This is a genomic window from Moheibacter sediminis, from assembly GCF_900176425.1.
Classification (GTDB): Bacteria; Bacteroidota; Bacteroidia; order Flavobacteriales; family Weeksellaceae; genus Moheibacter; species Moheibacter sediminis.
Genome location: NZ_FWXS01000001.1, coordinates 212,423 through 232,656, shown reverse-complemented (window position 1 = coordinate 232,656; position 20,234 = coordinate 212,423). Strand labels below are relative to the sequence as shown.

Annotated in this window: 18 protein-coding genes; 4 read left to right on the top strand and 14 right to left on the bottom strand. The window is 37.0% G+C overall.

Annotated features, from left to right (window positions below):
* Positions 1-114 precede the first annotated feature (114 nt).
* From B8977_RS00980 to B8977_RS00940, 9 genes are all read right to left on the bottom strand, one after another.
* Positions 115-996: an NAD kinase gene (locus B8977_RS00980; RefSeq protein ID WP_084015413.1), complete on the bottom strand. Its 882-nt coding sequence runs from the start codon at positions 994-996 to the stop codon at positions 115-117.
* Positions 997-1,008: 12 nt separating this feature from the next.
* On the bottom strand, positions 1,009-1,665 hold the full coding sequence (locus B8977_RS00975; RefSeq protein ID WP_084015412.1) for a CBS domain-containing protein: 657 nt from the start codon (positions 1,663-1,665) through the stop codon (positions 1,009-1,011).
* Positions 1,666-1,819: 154 nt separating this feature from the next.
* Positions 1,820-2,236 (bottom strand): hypothetical protein, encoded by a 417-nt coding sequence (locus tag B8977_RS00970; protein WP_084015411.1) that lies wholly within the window; start codon positions 2,234-2,236, stop codon positions 1,820-1,822.
* Between the two features lie 15 nt (positions 2,237-2,251).
* Positions 2,252-2,575 (bottom strand): hypothetical protein, encoded by a 324-nt coding sequence (locus B8977_RS00965; RefSeq protein ID WP_084015410.1) that lies wholly within the window; start codon positions 2,573-2,575, stop codon positions 2,252-2,254.
* Positions 2,562-3,986 carry a tryptophanase TnaA gene (locus B8977_RS00960; protein WP_084015409.1) on the bottom strand — a complete coding sequence of 475 codons (1,425 nt, stop codon included), beginning with the start codon at positions 3,984-3,986 and terminating at the stop codon, positions 2,562-2,564. The genes B8977_RS00965 and B8977_RS00960 overlap by 14 nt, the downstream gene beginning before the upstream one ends.
* A gap of 131 nt (positions 3,987-4,117) precedes the next feature.
* Positions 4,118-4,786 (bottom strand): tRNA (adenosine(37)-N6)-threonylcarbamoyltransferase complex dimerization subunit type 1 TsaB, encoded by a 669-nt coding sequence (tsaB, locus tag B8977_RS00955; RefSeq protein WP_084015408.1) that lies wholly within the window; start codon positions 4,784-4,786, stop codon positions 4,118-4,120.
* 9 nt (positions 4,787-4,795) lie between these two features.
* Complete coding sequence (locus B8977_RS00950; RefSeq protein WP_084015407.1) at positions 4,796-5,053, bottom strand: type II toxin-antitoxin system RelE family toxin; 258 nt, start codon at positions 5,051-5,053, stop codon at positions 4,796-4,798.
* On the bottom strand, positions 5,046-5,252 hold the full coding sequence (locus tag B8977_RS00945; protein ID WP_084015406.1) for a hypothetical protein: 207 nt from the start codon (positions 5,250-5,252) through the stop codon (positions 5,046-5,048). The genes B8977_RS00950 and B8977_RS00945 overlap by 8 nt, the downstream gene beginning before the upstream one ends.
* A 54-nt stretch (positions 5,253-5,306) precedes the next feature.
* Complete coding sequence (locus tag B8977_RS00940) at positions 5,307-6,626, bottom strand: TolC family protein (protein WP_084015405.1); 1,320 nt, start codon at positions 6,624-6,626, stop codon at positions 5,307-5,309.
* Positions 6,627-7,073: 447 nt separating this feature from the next.
* Here B8977_RS00940 and rimK point away from each other — a divergent pair, with 447 nt between their 5' ends.
* Positions 7,074-8,468, top strand: a complete 1,395-nt coding sequence (gene rimK / locus B8977_RS00935; protein WP_084015404.1) for a 30S ribosomal protein S6--L-glutamate ligase — start codon at positions 7,074-7,076, stop codon at positions 8,466-8,468.
* Positions 8,469-8,663: 195 nt separating this feature from the next.
* On the opposite strand, the gene B8977_RS00930 is transcribed toward rimK, so the two are convergent.
* The 5 genes from B8977_RS00930 to B8977_RS00910 form a co-directional block, all read right to left on the bottom strand.
* Positions 8,664-12,602: a choice-of-anchor I family protein gene (locus B8977_RS00930; protein WP_084015403.1), complete on the bottom strand. Its 3,939-nt coding sequence runs from the start codon at positions 12,600-12,602 to the stop codon at positions 8,664-8,666.
* A 194-nt stretch (positions 12,603-12,796) separates the two neighbouring features.
* Positions 12,797-13,129, bottom strand: a complete 333-nt coding sequence (locus tag B8977_RS00925; protein WP_084015402.1) for a hypothetical protein — start codon at positions 13,127-13,129, stop codon at positions 12,797-12,799.
* Positions 13,119-14,273 (bottom strand): methionine aminotransferase, encoded by a 1,155-nt coding sequence (locus B8977_RS00920; RefSeq protein ID WP_084015401.1) that lies wholly within the window; start codon positions 14,271-14,273, stop codon positions 13,119-13,121. The genes B8977_RS00925 and B8977_RS00920 overlap by 11 nt, the downstream gene beginning before the upstream one ends.
* Before the next feature lie 9 nt (positions 14,274-14,282).
* Entirely contained in the window at positions 14,283-14,492 is a 210-nt protein-coding gene (locus B8977_RS00915; RefSeq protein WP_084015400.1) for a helix-turn-helix domain-containing protein, read from the bottom strand.
* 3 nt (positions 14,493-14,495) lie between these two features.
* A complete protein-coding gene (locus B8977_RS00910; protein ID WP_084015399.1) occupies positions 14,496-15,026 on the bottom strand; it encodes a DUF2975 domain-containing protein in 531 nt (176 codons plus the stop codon).
* Between the two features lie 171 nt (positions 15,027-15,197).
* On the opposite strand from B8977_RS00910, the gene B8977_RS00905 reads away from it, so the two are divergent.
* From B8977_RS00905 to B8977_RS00895, 3 genes are read left to right on the top strand one after another with little or no spacing between them, the layout of a single operon-like run.
* The gene (locus tag B8977_RS00905; RefSeq protein ID WP_084015398.1) at positions 15,198-17,060 is read left to right on the top strand and encodes a DNA topoisomerase IV subunit B; all 1,863 of its coding nucleotides are present in this window, start codon (positions 15,198-15,200) and stop codon (positions 17,058-17,060) included.
* Positions 17,061-17,120: 60 nt separating this feature from the next.
* Entirely contained in the window at positions 17,121-17,657 is a 537-nt protein-coding gene (locus B8977_RS00900; protein ID WP_143736264.1) for a hypothetical protein, read from the top strand.
* A complete protein-coding gene (locus B8977_RS00895; RefSeq protein WP_084015396.1) occupies positions 17,650-20,199 on the top strand; it encodes a DNA gyrase/topoisomerase IV subunit A in 2,550 nt (849 codons plus the stop codon). The genes B8977_RS00900 and B8977_RS00895 overlap by 8 nt, the downstream gene beginning before the upstream one ends.
* Positions 20,200-20,234: the final 35 nt, after the last annotated feature.

Sequence of the window (20,234 nt, the reverse complement as noted above, 5' to 3'; positions counted from 1 at the left end):
TGAACGCGAAAAATACGAAAATGTTGCACATTTTTCTAATAAGCGACAAATATAATCAAATATAGTAGCTACGTACCTCCTTTAACAAAAATTATGAAAATTTAAAGACTTTAGTTAATTCCTTTTGTCTGAGCCCCAAAACATCTTTTCGCGCAAAGTATTCAGATAAGATTTGTCTGTAGGCTCGACAATTAAAATTTCAAAATCTGCTTTTCTTATTCTTAATTTAACATGCGTTGAAAGCGGAAGATTTCTGGAATCAAGTGAAAGAAAATACTCATCTACACGGCTTTCGATAGTCAAATCCAAAAAAGAATCATCTGAAATGATGAAGGGTCTTACGTTGAGATTGTGGGGAGCAATGGGCGTAATGATGAAAGTATTATTTTGCGGATGTACAATGGGTCCTCCGCAGCTTAGTGAATATCCGGTTGAACCTGTCGGAGTAGAAATAATCAACCCATCTGCCCAAAATGAATTCAGAAATTCTCCATTCATCCAAGTCCTCACCGTAATCATACTTGTGGTTTCGCGGCGCGTCACCGTTATTTCATTCAAGGCAAAATTATCTTCAATTTTCTGCTGATCACTTTCCACAGCAATCAATGAACGACGGCTTATGTTGTAATGTCCATTGAGGATGTCATCTAATTTTTCAAAAAGAAATTCGATGTTAATCGTTGCCAAAAAACCCAATCTTCCCGTATTTACACCTACTACAGGAATCATTTTGTCTTTGATTATCGTTGCAGCCTCCAAAATCGTTCCGTCACCGCCAAACGTAAACATCAAATCCGTTTCCGTCGGCAAGTCATCATAATTCGAAAAAGTGTTAATATTTTCAAAATTAAATGAAATAATAGATTTCAAAATCGACACAAAATTTTCATCGATGATAAATTCTATCTTTCTTTTTTGCAGTTCGGCGAAGAAGACATCAAACGATTCCTTCTGCTCTTCACTTGCTTTCAATCCAAAAACTGCAATTTTTTTCATGTAATTAATTTCTTAAATATCAAGATATTTCATCAGCTGGTCAAATCGGTCACGTAGCATATCCTCCTTTTCATCATTGAAGAATTTATGCACCACGCTGTATCCGAACCGTTCAAAAGTTTCACTCACAGAAGCAAGATTGTCCGAAATCAATTTCACAGTAATCTGCACCCGGTCTTCTTCATAAGCCGTCACAAACAATCCTACAATCCGCGCATTATTACTTTCTACGATTTTGGAAACTTCACTGATGGAAAATTGTTTCTGAGCAATCTCAACCATCATGATCGCGCCCGGCTCCGCGATGAAAGGCATCGTGGACAAAGCCGAAATCACATCGTCCATCATCAGAAAACCCAGATAATGTTTCTCTTCATTGATGACGGGCAAGATATTGGTCGCATGGTTGTGAAATTTCTGCATCGCATCAAACAAAGAAGCATTTTCCGTGATGTAAAAATATTCCGCGTAGTCCTTGATTTCCGCCAGTTTTTCGTCCGCCGCATTTTCCTCCAAAGTTTCCTTCGAAATATTCCCAATGAAATTCAATCCCTCAAAAACAGGAATATGCGTCAGATTAAAATCATCCAAAAGTCCCAATGCCAAACTTGTAGTATGGTTCACATTGGGCGGTACAAAATCTTTGCTGATGTAATTGTTTACTAACATTCTTTACAAATATAAAATTTAGAAGTTAGAAACGGCAACTATAAAATATTAATTTTTTTACTTAAGCGCCTTAGCGGGCTGCTTCGGGGTTCCGTCTCGTCTTTAAGACGAGACCAAGCCCTACGTATCCCGGGCGCGGTTTAGTTATCTATATCTAAGGTAAGATAATATTATATTTCTCAGTTTCATCAATCCGGTAAATGAACATCTTTTCCTTTATGACAGAAGTATCCTTTATTACTTCTAATGGATTGTAGTTTTTAGGATAACAGTTACAATCAATATCTTCAGAATTCTTAAGCGCCTTTGAAATTGGAGAATTCATCGAAACTATAAATTGGTTTTGCTCTTTGTTTTTTACAGTATCAGTATTTTTGATTTCTACCCCTTGAATTTCTAAATCACCAATTGTATAGCCCAATCCGCCTTTCAGATGTGTTTGATTAAGAAGACTGTCATTGATGATTTCATAATCGAACTCTCCTATAAAAGTATATTGAATTTCTTTTTCTTTAGAACAACTGAAAAATAAGATAGTCAAAAACAATAAAGCAAAGAATGTTCTTTTCATTTTATCAGATTTAATCTAAACCAAAAAAAATTCAGGAACTTCATAGCTTGCTGCGTACAACAAATCTTTATTCAATCTTTTAAATTTCTTGAAAGCAGATTTATACCACTTAGGATCCGATGGTTTTTTGGAATAATCTTCAGCAGTATATACATCAAAAAGCCATTCATTAACCCACGGTTCAATTCCGTAAATTCCCAAACCCAATTTTTCAACTCTACTTAAAACAATTTCAAAATCGCTTTCAGAAAAATACTTCACACCCCTTGCATCAAAACCAGTATTCAAGTTTTCCAAACCTTGAAAAATATTTTCATCAAGAAATTCATATTTTGTCATTCATTCTGCTTGAATTTAATACGTTAGAAACTGAATTACTTTTTTTCAATTCCACCGTAAAATGCCTCAAAATCGGAGATTCCCAAACGATTTCCAATCCCGATTTGATTTCATTCCTTCGGTCATAAATATTTTTCAGCGCAACCGCGATGTAATCCATGTGGTTGTACGAATAAGTCTTTCTCGGTATCGCCAAACGCAAAAGTTCTAACTTAGGGAAGCGGTCGAGCCTTGTTTCAGGATCGCGGTCAGCCAGCAAAGTTCCGATTTCCACCCCACGAATTCCTGCTTCTTTGTACAATTCGATTGCCAAAGTCTGAGCCGCATATTCTTCTCTCGGAACATTTGGCAAGAAACTCAAGGCATCCACAAAAACCGCATGACCACCAATCGGCTTCTGAACAGGAATTCCAAATTCGATTAATTTATTCCCTAAATATTCCACCTGATTGATTCTCGCTTTGAGGTATGTATGTTCGGTCGATTCCATCAATCCTTGCGCCAACGCACCCAAATCTCTACCCGCCAATCCGCCATAAGTCAGATAACCTTCATAGATAATCCCGAAATTCCCACAAGTTCTGTAAAGATTTTCATCACGCAGAGCCAGCAAGCCGCCGATGTTTACCAATCCGTCTTTTTTCGCAGACATCGTAAATCCTTCTCCGTAAGAAAACATTTCTTTCACGATTTCTTTGATGGACTTATCTTTATAAGCATCCTCACGTTCCTTGATGAAATAAGCATTTTCCGCAAATCGCGCCGCATCGAAATAAACCGGGATTCCATATTTATCAGACAAAGCTTTCACTGCTTTGATATTTTCCATAGAAACCGGCTGCCCGCCAGAAGTGTTGCAGGTAACGGTTATCAGACAAAAGGGAATATTTTCTTTCGGATGCGATTTATAAACCTCTTCCAATTTATTCACATCAATATTTCCCTTGAACGGATGCAGATCATGGATGTCAAAAGCCTCATCGATTGTACAATCCACTGCATGCGCTTTTCTAAATTCGATGTGTCCTTTGGTTGTATCGAAATGCGAATTCCCCGGAACCACAAAACCCTCTTTCACCAAAACGCTGAATAAAACATTTTCCGCCGCACGTCCCTGATGCGTCGGCAAAGCATAAGGCAATCCCAATACTTCATTTACCACTTTTTTCAACTTCAGGAAAGATTGCGAACCCGCGTAACTCTCATCACCTATCATGATTTCAGCCCACTGTTTATCGGACATCGCGCCTGTTCCACTGTCGGTAAGAAGATCTACAAAAACTTTTTCACTCGTCAGGTTAAACAAATTAAATCCTGCTTCTTCGATCCATTTCTCACGTTCCTCACGCGTTGAAATGTAAATATCTTCTGTCATTTTGATTTTGTAGGGTTCAACCCAGGGTAATTCCATAATGTTTGTTTTTTAGCGAGGCTAAATTTAATGAATAAAACTAAATAACATATGTCATTTTGAATGAAACGGAGGGAAAATGAAAAATCTAAAAAATAAAAGATTTTTCGTAGTTCTAAATCACAAAAAAATTAAGATTTTTTAATTCCAGCAATAAATTCTTTCAGATAAAACGGCTCAAAGTAAGCCACATCTTCAAATTCTTTCTGGATAAATTTCTTCTCAGCCAAAGCAATCATTTGCTTCGCCGAAGGATGAATGCCTTCAATAAATTCCGCATGGGGAAGGTTCAAAACGGGCTTACTTTTTTCAACTGCATCACCAACGAAAGCAGTTTTTTTATCCGCCAATTCCTGGAAAGAAGTTTCATCAAGGACTTTAGCTTCGATATCCGAAATCATTTTCCCATTATCATCAAAACTAGCAGTATAAACTTCCATTCGCCGTGCATCGATCATCGGGATGATCAAATCAAAACCTTTATCAATCTGCGTTTGCCCCAAAATCTCTAACGAGTTCAAAGAAATCAAAGGAATATCCAACCCAAAACAAAAACCTTTCGCCGCCGAAACTCCAATTCGCAATCCGGTATAACTTCCAGGACCTTTGGAAACACAAACCGCATCCAGTTCTTTCAATGAAATTTCAGCACCTTCCAATGCCCAATTCACAAATTGATGCAGCTTTTCTGAATGACCATAATTCTGGTCATATTCTTCACAAAGGCAAAGCATTTTACCATTTCGTGAAATCGAAACGGAGCAGTTTTTAGTGGAAGTTTCTATGTGTAGAATTGTCATTTTTATAATTTAATCGTAAATATCTTTTCGGTGACCGAGCGCAATGACTTCAACAATCATTTCCTTATCGATTATCTCATAAATCACTCTATAATCACCGACTCTGATTCTACATCCTTTTCTTCCTTTTAGTTTTTTATAACCAACTGGGCGAGGATTTATTGCTAATTCTGAAATGGAATTTAATATGGGTAAAACGATTGTGTCGTTCAATTTGTCTAATTGTTTCTCAGCTTTTTTGGATAAAATAATTGTGTACTCAGCCATTTTTAGCTGTTCGTTTTTTCACATAATCTGAAAACAAAACACGCTCTCCTGTGTCTTCTTTTTTCGCCTCATCATACAGACGAACATCCTCCATTTCTTCCAGTTTTTCTAAAATATCTTCATATTCTTTAATTGGAAGAATCACAGAAATCTTTTTTCCTTTTTTATCAGTAATATATTTTGGGCTTTCTGTCAACATTCTGAAATGATTTAAATACAAATTTAAACATAAACCATTGATTGACGAAAATAATTACAATCCTTCGGTCAAAGGTCTTCCTGCATAGAAGTCCAGGACTTTTAACCTAAAGATGAAATTGTATTTGGCCTGTGCCATTTGAGATTGCGCCACAACCAAGTTGTTTCTTGCGATGTTCAAATCATAAATATTCAAAACACCTGCATCGAAACTTCTTTGGGCAAAATCGGCGGAAACCTCGTTAGTACGGACACTTTCTTTGGCAAATTCAAATGCCTGATAAGAAGTATTTACATTGAAATATGCTTCCTGGACATTTTCGCGGATGGTTTGTTTTTGCAAATCGAGTGTATTTTGACTCAAAGATTGGTTGATGGTTGCACGTTCGATGTTTACTTTGTTGTTGAATTTTTCAAAAATCGGAATCTGAACACTTACCCCAAAGACATTGGTGATATTGTCATACCACTGACTCAGCCACGCATCAGTCATCAAACCTTTGTTAAAATAATCTGCATAACTCGTCCCTAAATTATAAGTTCCTGTTACAGTCGGAAGCAATCCTGTTTTGGCGATGTCTATGTCTTTTCCTGCAGATTCCACATCCACTTCTGCTTTTTTCACCGAAGGCTGTTCGCGGTAAGCAGTTTCAAGGATTTCATTCATATCATAAAGTCCTAATTCCAAATTGTCAGGAACTGGAATCGTTACCACATCGAATTGTCTGTAATCAGGAAGTTGCAATAAAACTGCAAGATTGAACAAAGCTCTTTCGACTTCAATCTTCGCATCGGCAACATTTTTTCGTTCTTGAGCAACGTTGGCTTCTGCCTGCACCAAATCGGCACGTGCAACTACTCCTTCATTGAATTGTTTCTGAACGCGGTCGAGCTGATTTTCATTTAAGACAAGATTTCCTTCTGCAATTTGAAGAAGCTCACGGTTGAGCATGACATTTAAATAATAATTTACAACCATCAGGGAAATATCATTGGTAACGCTTTCCGTTTGGAGTTTACTTGACTCTACACCCAAAGCTGATTTTTCTTTATTTAAATGAACTAATCCACCATTGAAAATGGTAATGTTGGAATTAACACCTAAACTATTGTTGTATTGCTGGTAACCCTTATTAATCACAGGGTTGTTAGTGCCAACCGTCAAAGAGTTGTCGAAATATCCCGTGGCAGTGGGCAACCATTGGTTGTTTGCATTTTTGAGGGTATTTTCGAAAAGCTGCTCGTTGATACGGCTTTGCTGTATAGTCAGGTTGTTGTCTGCTGCATGGTTTACACATTCGAGCAAGGTCCATTTTTGCTGTGAAAAAGCGAAAGCGGATACAAGAATGATGGTAAATGAAAAAAGATTCTTCATGATAATAATTGACTTTAGGGTAAGTCGGAAAAATTTGGAGTTTGTTACAAATGTAAGAGAGTTTTGATTTTGGTCGATGGGTTTAGGTTGATAGTATATGGGAGATGTTGGGCAGAACTTTGAAAAACTTTGAAAAAGTTTGAAACTTTTTCAAAGTTGAATAGACGTTTTTCCCGCGGCCGTGATGTGCAGGGCAGCGAGGAACGAGCTGGTGTGCGAGTGAGAGCGAGTACGAAACCCCGGAGCAGCGCGAAATGCCGCCCAAATCAATAATTAATTTTTAGTGTTTAATATTTAATGATGATGACGTTATTGATTTTAGATTTTTTGGGATGGACTTAATTTGAATTAAATATTAAATAAATGAAGTTGTTTTTGAATTCATTTTGAATAATTGGGCAGCTTTGAAAAGTTTATTTACTTTCGTACTAACAAAAACCAATTTCCATGAATACAAAAATGGTTGCGGGAAGTGAGGAGTGGGTCTCTCTCCCCGGTTTAGGATTACCTAAGATAAAAGTGCGTGTGGACAGCGGTGCCAAAACTTCTGCGCTGCATGCTGTAAATATAATGCCTTTTCAAAGGAATAGTGAGCCTTGGGTTTCGTTTGATGTATTTCCGATACAGTTTGACGGAAAACGCGTGATGCATTGTGAAGCTCAAGTAGTGGATATGCGCCACATTAAAAGTTCGACGGGTACACGTGAGATGCGTTATGTAGTCAAAACACACCTGAAGGTAAATGAAGAAGCATGGGAAATTGAAATTTCATTGACCAATCGTGATTCTATGGGTTACCGAATGCTGCTTGGGCGTGAGGCAATGCGGGGGAAGATGCTGGTGGATCCGGAGAGCAGTTTTATGTTTGGGGAACTGGACAGACAAACGGTTGAGGCTTTATACAATAAGAATACTGAAAATATAGAAGGTCTGCGCATCGGGATATTAGCCAGTAATCCGGAATTGTACAGCAACCAAAGAATCGTAGAAGCGGGTGAACAATTGGGGCACCATATAGAATTTTTCAACATCAAGCAATGTTACATCAAACTCGACGCGAAAACACCAGAAGTGCATTACCGTGGTGGGCGTGTCCTGAATGATTTGGATGCTGTAATACCGAGAATCCGTCCGAGCATGACTTATTATGGTTGTGCATTGACACGTCAGTTTGAGTCTTTGGGAGTTTATGCATTAAACGGTTCTGCGGCGATTACCCATTCAAGAGATAAATTGTATTCGCTTCAATTATTATTGAACAATGGATTGGATATTCCAATTACGGGATTTGCAAATTCACCTTTGGATACAAATGATTTGATCAAAATGGTTGGTGGTTCGCCTTTGATTGTGAAACTTTTAGAAGGAACACAGGGAAAAGGAGTTGTTTTGGCTGAAACTAAAAAAGCAGCAGAATCTGTAATTAATGCTTTTAAAAGTTTGAATGCGAACATACTGGTTCAGGAATTTATCAAAGAAGCGAATGGTAAAGATTTACGTTGTTTCGTTATCGATGGAAAAGTGGTAGCAGCGATGCAAAGAGAGGCGCCTCCGGGTGAATTCCGTGCGAACATCCACTTGGGTGGAACAGGTTCTGTAGTACGAATTACCAAAGAAGAAAGACGTCTTGCTATCAAGGCTGCAAAAGCGATGGGATTGGAAGTAGCGGGAGTGGATTTGATCCGTTCTGCAAAAGGACCTTTGTTGCTGGAAGTAAATTCTTCTCCGGGATTGGAAGGAATTGAAGGGGCAACAGGAAAGGATATCGCGGTCGATATGATCAAAGCAATCGAAAGAAATGTTGCGAAAAAATATACGCAGAAATTAATAAAGACGAAGTAATTCTATAATTTACTTATAATAAAAAAGAAGTCTTTAGACCACAGATAGTCGGAATTTCTTCCGACTATTTTTATGTTTTAAGATTATAATCTTCTACATATCAGAGAATCTTTACTACAATTTGGAAACAAAAAAGCCGGAAGAAATAATTCTTCCGACCATAAATACATTAAGACAGCTATATTATTTATGCTTTTATTTCACAATCAGTTTTTTACTGATTCCTTCTTGTGTTTTGATGATGTAGATTCCAGAAGCGTAGCTTGAAGTATTTAATTCTTTCAATTTATCACCTTTGAAAATCAATTTTCCATTTAAATCATACACCTGAACAGATGCTTCACGGTTGAAATAAACAACTCCATCTTTAGCAGGATTTGGGAAAATCGCAAATGTTTTTATATCATTTACAGCATCTTTAACAGAAAGCAGATCACTATTCACTTCATAAATGGTCAAAGTTCCACTTACTTCATTGGCAATCACCAAATATGCTTTTTCAGTCGGAGAATCTGCAGGAGAAATGTAAATCAATGTTTCCGCTCCGTTGTCACCACCATAAGATGAAGTACTTCTTGCATTTTTATAATCTGCAAAAACCGGCTGTGCAGGGTTGGTCACGTTGTAAACCATCACACCTCCTACTCTTTCCAGCGCGATGAAAGCAAAAGTTTCTTCACTCAGTTGAGCAATCGTCACACCTTCCGGCTCAGGACCTTTTGAACGGCTTCTTCCTTTTGGTGCATTTTCTTCGTGGTCTGAATTGAAGATTTCAGGATAATGTGCTGAAGTGTACATTTCAAAATCGTCTCCGCTGTCAAATACAATTTCTTTTGTATCAGCATTAAAAATTGAGAATGATCTTGATCCCACGCTTCTGATTTTTTCAAATTTACCATCGTTGTTCAAATCTCCGTGAAGATTCGTTACTCTGAAACGACCTAAGTTGTGGTTTTGTTTCAAGATTGAACCATGAGGAAATGCTGCTGCATCTAATTCATAATTGTTTGAACCTAAAGCTACTCTTTCTTCAAATCCTGTATATTCTTTTTCGTCACCTTCGTTTGCCGTCACAATGTAATTTACGCCATTGACAGCATAAGTTCCCACAGCATCAGGAATGTAATAAGCCTCAACGGGCCAGTTCGCAATCAATACTTCACCGTTGTTGTCAGAAGCATCGAATCCATTTCCAGGCAAACTCATATCCTTAATTCCCATTGCCCAAACCGAAGTAATTGTTTTTGCAGTTAAATCAATTTCAGCTATCGCATTGTTTTCCTGCAAAGTCACCCAAGCTTTTGTTGATTCTGCATTTACAGCGATATATTCAGGTTCGAAATCCTGAGAAAGTGTACTTGTCAATTTCAATTTTCTAACTCCCGAAGCAATCAAAGTTGATTCTTGAGAATTAAATTCAGTAAATAATAAAGTTGAAACTTTGTCTTGTGTGATTCCAACTACTCCGTTTGAAACATCAATTACTGAAACTGAACCTTCCGGATCGATTGAATAATCTTGATTTGGCTGACCTTCGTTTGCAGTCAAAACTTTAGTTCCGTCCGGGGAGAAAACTACGTTATCTGGTAAAACTCCCACTGTAACTTCGCTGATGTAAGTTCCGTCAGTATCGAAGAAAATCACTTTTCCATTTTCAGTAACATTCGTATTTGGCGAAGCCACTGCAAGAATTCCGTTTTTCACAGCAACACTTGTCAAAGAACCATATTCAGTCATATCGATTGATTCGATTACGCTTGGTTCAGTTGGATCTGTGAAATCAATGATGTCTAAATTATTTTGAATTCCACTTGTTGCGAATAATCTTTTTGATTCCGCATCATACACCACAACTTCAGTTGAAGCATCTCCTTCTCCTGATGGATCAAAACTTCTGACATAATCCAAAGTTAGCTGCTCTGAAGGAACGGGTGCTAATCTATCATTATCTTTGATGAAAATGGTTGCCAATGATTCTCCGTTCAAAGTCAATCCTACAGGATTTTCAAAGCTCAATACGAAATACTCAGCTTGTTGTTCTTCAATATTATCATCAATAATTGGAATTGAAATAATTTGGTTCAATGAACTTGCTGCCGTGAAATTAATCGTATGAGATTCTAAAGTAAAATCATCTCCGTCAGCAGTACTGAAAGGTGCTCCTTTCACAACAACATCAATCGATGCTACTGCCGGATTAATTAAATTTAAAGCAAATTCCAAAGTTCCTGCATCTTCATTTACCACGACAAAAGTTGAAGCCAATGACAGAGAAGTATTGTAAGAAAACTCATGAGTAAACGGACAATTCATTGCATTTCCAACTGCATCTTCCACATTTGACACTACCAAAGTATAAGTTTCCGTACCGCTGAATGGTGTTGAATAGATCAGTGAAACCGTGTTTCCTTCCAAAGTTGCAGACTCCAAACCTTCAATTCCTGTATAGTTTGCAATGTTTTCAGCAGATGCTTCGTTTACTGTTTGGTTAAATTCAATTTCAATTGTAGTTGGATTAACAACCACGGCTGAGTTAACTTTCAATGAAGATGGGAAATTCCATTCAGGCCAAAGCTGAGAAGGAGTTGAACCACCGATTGCAATCCAGTTTGCAGGATTGAATACATTGGCTTTAATCGTTGCCAAATCACCTGTTACAGGTCCATTGTAATAAGCATTTACTGCATTTCCATCTACACTTCCCGGAGCAGTAGAAGTATTCAATGCAGAAGTTCCGTCAACCAACCCTGCAGGTTGTTGAGAATTGCTTCCCGAACAAGAAGTGTTGTTTGCAACCCATCCGTTTGAAGACAATGCAGTCACATAAGTTGGCGTGCCAGCTGTTCCTGCATAAATAATTACCTGGTCACCGCCTGAACTCAATCCAAATCCACTTCCGGTCAATGTTCCATGTGAAGTCGTTGCTGCGTCTGTAAAAATTCTCACAATCGTTCCCGCTGAGATACAGTCATTTTCACCAACTGTCCAAACCAATCCGCCTGAACATTGTTCTACAGAATTGGAAGTATATTTAGCATCTGTAATTGTCAAGAAAGTTCCTGCGTCGATGTCTTTTAAAATCAACAAAGCAATTTCGTCCTCGGAATCTGAATTGTTCATTCTATAACCCAAGAAAGCGATGTCTCCTGCGTTGAATGCCGTCTGCAATGCAATTGTTGTGAAGGAAGTTGAAACTACTGATTCCAATGCATTATTGCTATGGTCTTCGATAGAATTTGCTTTAACAGCTACATAATAATTCTGGCTGTTATTTAAAGCAACATTTGGTGTCAAATAAATTGTATTTCCAGTGATGGATGCCGTAAAAGCAATTGCAGTTCCGTTTTCTCCTCCTGATTTGAATTCAATAATATTCTGAATATTCGCCGGGGTCAATGCGTCATTGTTCAATAAACGAACAGCTTCATTGAAAGAAATAGTTACTTGGTCATCTACTGCAACATTCGTTGAATTATTCAAAGGATAAAATGTCGCTGACGGCGGAGTAGTATCTACGCCTCCTGCCTGAGAAGCGTCCATAGTGAAATTGTCGAAACGATTATTTCCCACATTTCCACCATTTCCAACAGCAAATTCAACTTTTAATTTAAAATTCTGATTGTCGTCCGCTCCAGCAATTGAAGAAAAATCAAAGGTTACTAGATTAGGATTTCCGTTGTTAGGAAAAACATTTGGGGTAGCATGAACTTCCGCCGGAAGCGCTGCATAATCTGTTCCATTTAAACTGTAACTCCAAATCTGAGTTCCAGCTCCTGAACCTGACCTTCTTGTTGTAAATTTTACAATTGGATTCTCATAACCTGTTGTAGGAAGGGAAAAAGTAAGTGTTCCGTCAATCGGATTGTTAAATCTCAAATGCTTTTCTGAGAGATCTCCGTTTCTTGCATTTTCATTGGCGGCTTCAAATCCTGAACCTTCATCGCTGGCAACTTCTGTTGTCGCAGCCAAAGTGTAAGTAATTGAACTACCTGAAACTACGCTCTGAGAAGTCAATAGTGACTGCTCTGATGTGGCATCATTAAAATTCCAATAATGGATTAAATCCTGCGCCTGGACTTTCAGAAAAAATAGACTGAAAAAGCACAAGATTACTAAAGAGTAAACTTTTTTCATTTTTTTATTGTGTTTCCCGCAAAACTCCTGATTATACTTGGCTTAGACTTTAATTTATCAATATCTGTAAATTAAATTTCCTTAAAGTGAAGACACAACAAAATCGACATTCAATTCGTTGAAAATCATATTTTTAAATTCTAAACTGATTTTCTGAACTAAATTGAAAGAATTTACGATTTGGTAAAGTTGGATTATTTTTTCTGCTTAAATGTTTCGGCGTATTCAATGAATGATTTTACATCTTCCAAATTGTCAGGGTAATTGACTTTCAGATTTCCCCAAAATTGATTTTTATTGTCAATCAAAGGCACATAAGCCGAGGAAAAATCAAATCCATTTTGAATTAAAATCTCCACCAGTTTCCATTCTTTTTTGGCTTTCTTTTTCGGTGGTTTAAATTTATGATGGAGAATATGAGCCGGTTTGCCGCAGGTTCTGCATTTTGCAGTATTTTTTATGTCTTGTCCATCATTTCCAACCGAAAATGAAGTGCAGCAATTTGTACAAACCAATTTAAATCCCATGCTGAAGTTTTTGTAAATTTTGTAAAGCTTTCTCCATTGTTTCTTCTTTTTTGGCGAAACAAAAACGTACCAATTTTTGTTCAGTATAATTTTTATAAAATGCTGAAACGGGAATTGTCGCTACTTTGAACTTTTCGGTTAAATGAAATGCAAAATCAGTATCTTTCAAATCTGAAATCTCTGAATAATCAGCCAACAAAAAATAACTCCCTTCGGGTTTAATGATTTTAAATGGTGTTGAATTCAAACCATTCATCAAAAAGCCTCTTTTATGCTGGAAAAATTCGGGCAGATTTAAATATTCATCTTTGTTTTTCAGGAATTCTGCCAAGCCATATTGAACAGGCGTATTCACACAAAAAACATTGAATTGGTGCACTTTACGGAGTTCATTCGTCAGCCATTCCGGCGCAATGCAATATCCGGTTTTCCAACCCGTAATGTGAAACAATTTCCCAAAAGAAGCCACGATAAAAGTTCGTTCTTTTAACTCAGGAAATCTCGCAGCACTTAGAAATTTCTCTCCATCAAAAACGATATGTTCATAAACTTCATCGCTCAGCAAAAGAATATTTGAATCTTTTAAAATTTCATTCAAATGTTCAAAATCAGATTCCTTCAAAGTAACCGTTGAAGGGTTTCCTGGATTATTGGTGATGATTAATTTTGTTTTGTCTGAAATTAAATTTCTGACTTCATTCCAGTCAATTTTAAAATCAGGTGCTTTCAAGATGACTTCTTTCACAATTCCACCAAACAATTCAATAATTGGTCTGTATAAATCGAAAGCTGGCTCAAAAATAATGACTTCATCTCCCCGATTCACAACCGCAGAAATAGCAGAAAAAATCGCTTCGGAACCACCGGAAGTTATAGTAATTTCAGATTCGGAATCGTATTTTTCGCCGTATAAATCTTCATATTTTTTTGCAATTTCTTCACGCAATTCTTTCACACCTGACATGGGCGAATATTGATTGTATCCCTTTTTCATCGCTTCATTCACGTGATGAATCAACTCGGGAGAACAATCATAATCAGGAAATCCCTGGGAAAGATTTACTGCATCGTGTCGTTGCGCGAAACGAGACATTACCGTGAATATATTGGTGCCGACGTTTGGAAGTTTTGACTGAAAGTTCATTTTGTAAATTTAATCATCATTTGCGAACTCCAAAATATCTCCCGGTTGGCAATCGAGCGCTTTACAAATCGCTTCCAACGTACTGAATCTGACAGCCTTTGCTTTTCCTGTTTTCAAAATGGATAAATTGGAAAGTGTGATGTCCACTTTTTCAGAAAGTTCATTGAGCGACATTTTTCGTTTCGCCATCATCACATCCAGATTTACAATGATTGCCATAATTTATACCGTTAATTCACTTTCTTCCTGCAATTCAACTCCGCGTTTGAAAATTTGTGAAATAATATAAATAATTCCCGCCACGAAAAGAAATTCACCTTCATTGTCCAAATATAGAAAATCTATTTCCTGAAATTTTTGAACGTTTTTCAAATAACCGCTTCCAATCGCTCCCGCAATCCAAACTACTAACAATTGCCAGGCGATGCCCTCTAATTTTTTAGCAACTTCAATTGTAAATGGATTGTCAAGATTTAATGAATCGAAAAGTTTGATAACCGTGTACCAGACATTGGCTTTGAAAGCAGAAATCGCAATGATTATTGACATAATACAAATAAAAATTAAGTCAGATTCTTCTTTCAGTTTGAACCAGTTTTCATCGACTTTGTATAAATTCGGAGCAAATTCAGGTTTTACAAAACCAACGACAAGCGCAGTGATTTGTGCAGTACATTGGATAGAAAATCCCACGAATGCAAGCCAAGCAATGATTTTCATTACGGTCAAGATGTGTTGAGTATTTGTTTTCATAAATAAATTATTTTTGCAAATATTAATAATTATTTATTGAAAAACAATAAATTTTTAATCTTAATAGGAAAATAATTCAAATACTTGTTTAAAATTAATCTTGAAGAATTTTTTAAAAATTTTCAAGTCTAAAGATTTAGTAATCAACTCAGAATTTTCTATTTTTGTGAAATGTCAGAATTAGAACCGGATTTAACCCTCAACCCAACTTCAAATTACACCGAAGACAACATCAAAACCCTCGATTGGCGCGAACATATTCGTATGCGTCCGGGGATGTACATCGGAAAATTGGGTGATGGTTCTTCGCAGGATGATGGAATTTATATCCTATTGAAAGAAATCATCGATAACTCAATTGATGAATTTGTAATGGGTGCCGGAAAAACTGTGGAAATCAATCTCACAGATACCGAAGTAACAATCCGCGATTATGGTCGTGGAATTCCTTTGGGAAAAATGGTTGATGCAGTTTCTAAAATGAATACCGGCGGGAAATACGATTCCCGTGCGTTCAAAAAATCGGTTGGTTTAAATGGAGTCGGAACGAAAGCTGTAAATGCGCTTTCGTCTTATTTTAGAGTTCAATCCATTCGTGACAACAAAACCAAAATTGCCGAATTCGCTTATGGAAACATGACGAACGAAGAGCCTGAAAAGGAAACAACCATCCGCAAGGGAACAAAAATGACATTTATTCCGGATGCGGAAATTTTCAAAAATTATAAATTCAGAAAGGAATACGTTGAGCGAATGCTCAAAAATTATGTTTACTTAAATCCCGGATTAAAAATCATTTTCAATGGTGAAGAGTTTTATTCAGAAAATGGTTTAAAGGATTTATTGCAAGACAATATCGATGAGGAAATCGTTTACGACATCATCCATCTGAAAGGTGAAGACATCGAAGTCGCGCTGACGCATAGCGGACGTTCTTATTCGGAAACTTATTATTCCTTCGTCAACGGACAAAATACAACGCAGGGAGGAACACATTTGACGGCTTTCAAAGAGGCGATTGTGAAAACTGTAAGAGAATTTTACGGAAAAAATTACGATCCGAGTGATATTCGAAAATCTATCATCGCAGCAGTTGCGATTAAAGTGATGGAACCTGTTTTCGAATCGCAAACCAAAACCAAATTGGGTTCGACCGAAATGGGACCTGGTTTATTAACAGTCAGAACTTTCGTAAATGATTTCATCAAAACGCAGTTAGATAATTTTTTACATAAAAATCCTGAAGCTGCGCAAAATCTGGAAAGAAAAATCCGTCAGGCAGAAATCGAGCGAAAAGAACTTTCCGGAATTCAGAAATTAGCACGTGAACGTGCTAAAAAAGTTAGTTTACACAATAAAAAACTGCGCGATTGCCGCCAGCACTATAACGATCAAAAATCACAACTGAAACTCGATACTACTATTTTCATTACGGAGGGTGATTCTGCAAGTGGTTCGATTACCAAAAGCCGAAGTGTGGAAACGCAAGCGGTTTTCAGTTTACGCGGTAAGCCTTTGAATTCTTATGGTTTGACCAAAAAAATCGTTTATGAAAATGAAGAATTCAATTTGCTTCAGGCGGCTTTAAATATAGAAGATGGATTGGAAGAATTGCGTTACAACAATGTGGTGATTGCGACTGATGCCGACGTCGATGGTATGCATATTCGTTTGCTTTTGATTACTTTCTTTTTGCAATTTTTTCCGGATTTGATTCGTGAAGGACATTTGTACATTTTGCAAACGCCTTTGTTTAGGGTTCGAAATAAAAAAGAAACGCGCTATTGTTACACGGAAGAAGAAAGAATCAATGCATTGAATGAATTAGGGAAAAATCCTGAAATCACACGATTCAAAGGGTTGGGAGAAATCTCTCCTGATGAATTTAAAAATTTCATCGGAAAAGACATTAAACTCGAACCGGTAATGATTGGAAAAGATACTACTATAGAGAATTTATTGGAATTTTACATGGGGAAAAACACACCGACAAGACAAGAATTCATTGTAAATAATTTAAAAACAGATTTATGATTTGATTAAAAGCTAAATTCACTAAACTAAAAAACTTCTAACAAACCAAAAACCTAAATTATGAAACCTACAAACGATGTTATGAGAATTAACAACAAAAGACTGATTCCATTTATTGAAAAATTTTACGCATTACTATTCTTAGCTTTATTGGCTACAATGACTCTTATTGTCATTCCTATTGGAATTATCGTAAGCATCATCTCACCCTATTTTCTAATAGCAATTATACTTATGTTATTTTTGATATTGTATTTTCTAGGGCACCAACATGTAGAATATGATAGTGATGGAGAAGTAATTAATATCAGAACCAAAGACATTTTTTGGTCAAAATATTTTCCAAAACAGAAAATAGTCATGGACTTTCCAAAGAAAAAACTGGTATCTTTCAAAATCCAGCATTCTTTTTTCAAGAAAACATTGGAAATGTATGTTACCAGCAAAAGAACTGCACACGGGGTGACAAAATTAAAGTTTAACATTACATTTTTAAGCAAATCAGAAACCAACGATCTGAAAAGATCTCTCAATAAAATTATCAAGAATAACAAAGAATTAGCAACACATACAGAAGAGTCGGAACACGATGAATGATCACCAAAACGAAGAAACTATAAAGAAAATTTCGGGAATGTATGAGGACTGGTTTCTCGACTATGCCTCGTATGTAATTCTAGAAAGAGCAATTCCATCTATTTTTGATGGATTGAAACCCGTGCAGAGAAGAATTCTCCATTCCATGCGGGAACTCGAAGACGGACGTTACAACAAAGTTGCGAACGTGGTTGGAAATACGATGAAATACCATCCGCACGGTGACATGGCAATTACAGATGCGATGGTCCAAATCGGGCAGAAAGAATTGCTCATCGATACACAGGGAAATTGGGGAAATATCCTAACCGGTGACGGAGCCGCAGCTTCGCGTTACATAGAAGCAAGATTAACTCCTTTTGCGCTGGAAGTGGTTTACAACCCAAAAACAACAGAATGGCTTCCTTCTTATGACGGAAGAAATAAAGAGCCCAATGACTTACCTGTAAAATTCCCGTTGCTGCTTGCGCAAGGAGTTGAAGGAATTGCAGTTGGGCTTTCTACCAAAGTTTTGCCGCATAATTTTAATGAATTAATTGATGCTTCTATCCTTCATCTGAAAGGAAAAAGATTTACGATTTACCCTGATTTTATGACAGGTGGATTCATTGATATAAGTGATTACAATGACGGGCAACGTGGTGGAAAAGTCAGAGTCAGAGCCAGAATTCAACAAGAAGATAAAGCAACTTTAAAGATAACCGAAATCCCATTTGGAACGACTACCGGCAGTTTAATTGATTCAATCCTCAAAGCAAATGACAAAGGAAAAATTAAACTTAAAAAAGTAGAAGATAATACAGCTCAAGACGTGGAAATCCTCGTTCATCTAGCACCCGGCGTTTCGCCTGATAAGATGATCGATGCATTGTATGCGTTTACGGATTGTGAAATTTCAATTTCGCCAAATGCTTGTGTCATCAATGTCAACACCCCGCAGTTTCTCAATGTTTCTGAAATCCTCAGACATAACACCGACAGTACGGTCAGCCTTCTGAAACGGGAATTGGAAATCGAATTGAATGAATTACAAGAACAGTGGCATTTTGCTTCTTTGGAAAGAATTTTCATCGAAAAAAGAATTTACCGCGACATTGAAGAACAAGAAACTTGGGAAGGTGTAATCAACGCGATTGATCTGGGATTGAAACCGCACATCGGACATTTGGTGCGTGAGGTAACCGAAGATGACATTGTGAGATTGACTGAAATACGAATCAAAAGAATTTCAAAATTTGATTTGGACAAAGCGCAGCAAAATATAGAAGCACTCGAAGGCAAAATCGAACAGGTGAAATTCCATCTTGAAAATTTGATTGATTATGCAATTGATTATTTCAAAAATTTAAAAACCAAATACGGAAAAGACCGCCAAAGAAAAACTGAAATCCGCATATTTGATACGATTGACGCGACCAAAGTTGCGGTTGCCAACGTAAGGATGTATGTGGACAGAGTCGAAGGTTTCATCGGAACTTCACTCAAAAAAGATGAATTTTTGTTTGAATGTTCGGACATTGATGACATCATCGTTTTCAAAGATGACGGCGTAATGCTCGTGACAAAAGTCGATGCAAAAACCTTTATAGGAAAAGGAATTCTCCACATTGCCGTTTGGAACAAAAATGACAAACGAACCATTTACAATATGATTTACCGCGATGGTAAAAATGGTCCTTCGTACATGAAAAGATTTCCCGTTACTGGAATCACGCGTGACAAGGAATACGATATGACCAATGGAAATAAATTTTCTGAAGTATTGTATTTTTCTCCGAATCCTAATGGTGAAGCCGAAACAATTCAGATTTTACTCAAACCCCATCAGCGTTTGAAGAAATTGAAATTTGATATTGATTTTTCTGAATTGGCAGTAAAAGGCAGAAACAGCAAAGGAAATCTCGTGACGAAATATCCAATCAAAAAAGTCGAACTGAAGGAAGAAGGTGTCTCTACATTGGCACCGCGAAAAATTTGGTTTGATGATACGGTAAAAAGATTGAATGCGGATAGCCGCGGTGAATTGCTCGGTGCATTCAAAGGAGGAGATAAAATCCTTACCATCACGGACAAAGGCGAAGTAAAGTTGACTACGTTTGAGTTGAGTAATCGTTATGATGAAGAATTGCTTGCAATCGAAAAATGGAATCCGCAAAAACCGATTTCTGCTATTTATTACGACGCTGAAAAACAGCGTTATTTTGTGAAAAGATTTTTGCTGGAAGACACTTTGAATCCGCAACCGTTTTTCTTTTTGGAAGATTCCAATTCATTTGTAGAATTGGTTACGACACAGAAAAAACCTGTGGTGGATTTAATTTTTCCAAAAATAAAAGGCGTAGAACGCGAAGCTGAAGTGGTGGATTTGGAAGAATTTATTTCAGTAAAAGGAATCAAAGCGCAAGGCAACCAACTGACTTCGCATAAAATCAAACAAATCAATCTGCATCCGGCAATCGAAGAAGAGGAAGAAGAAATCATTCCTTTCCAAGACAATGAAATCATTGACCCGGATGATACACAGCAAGCAACGCTTTTTTAATTTAAAGATTCGCTTATTTGAGAATTTGAAAATTA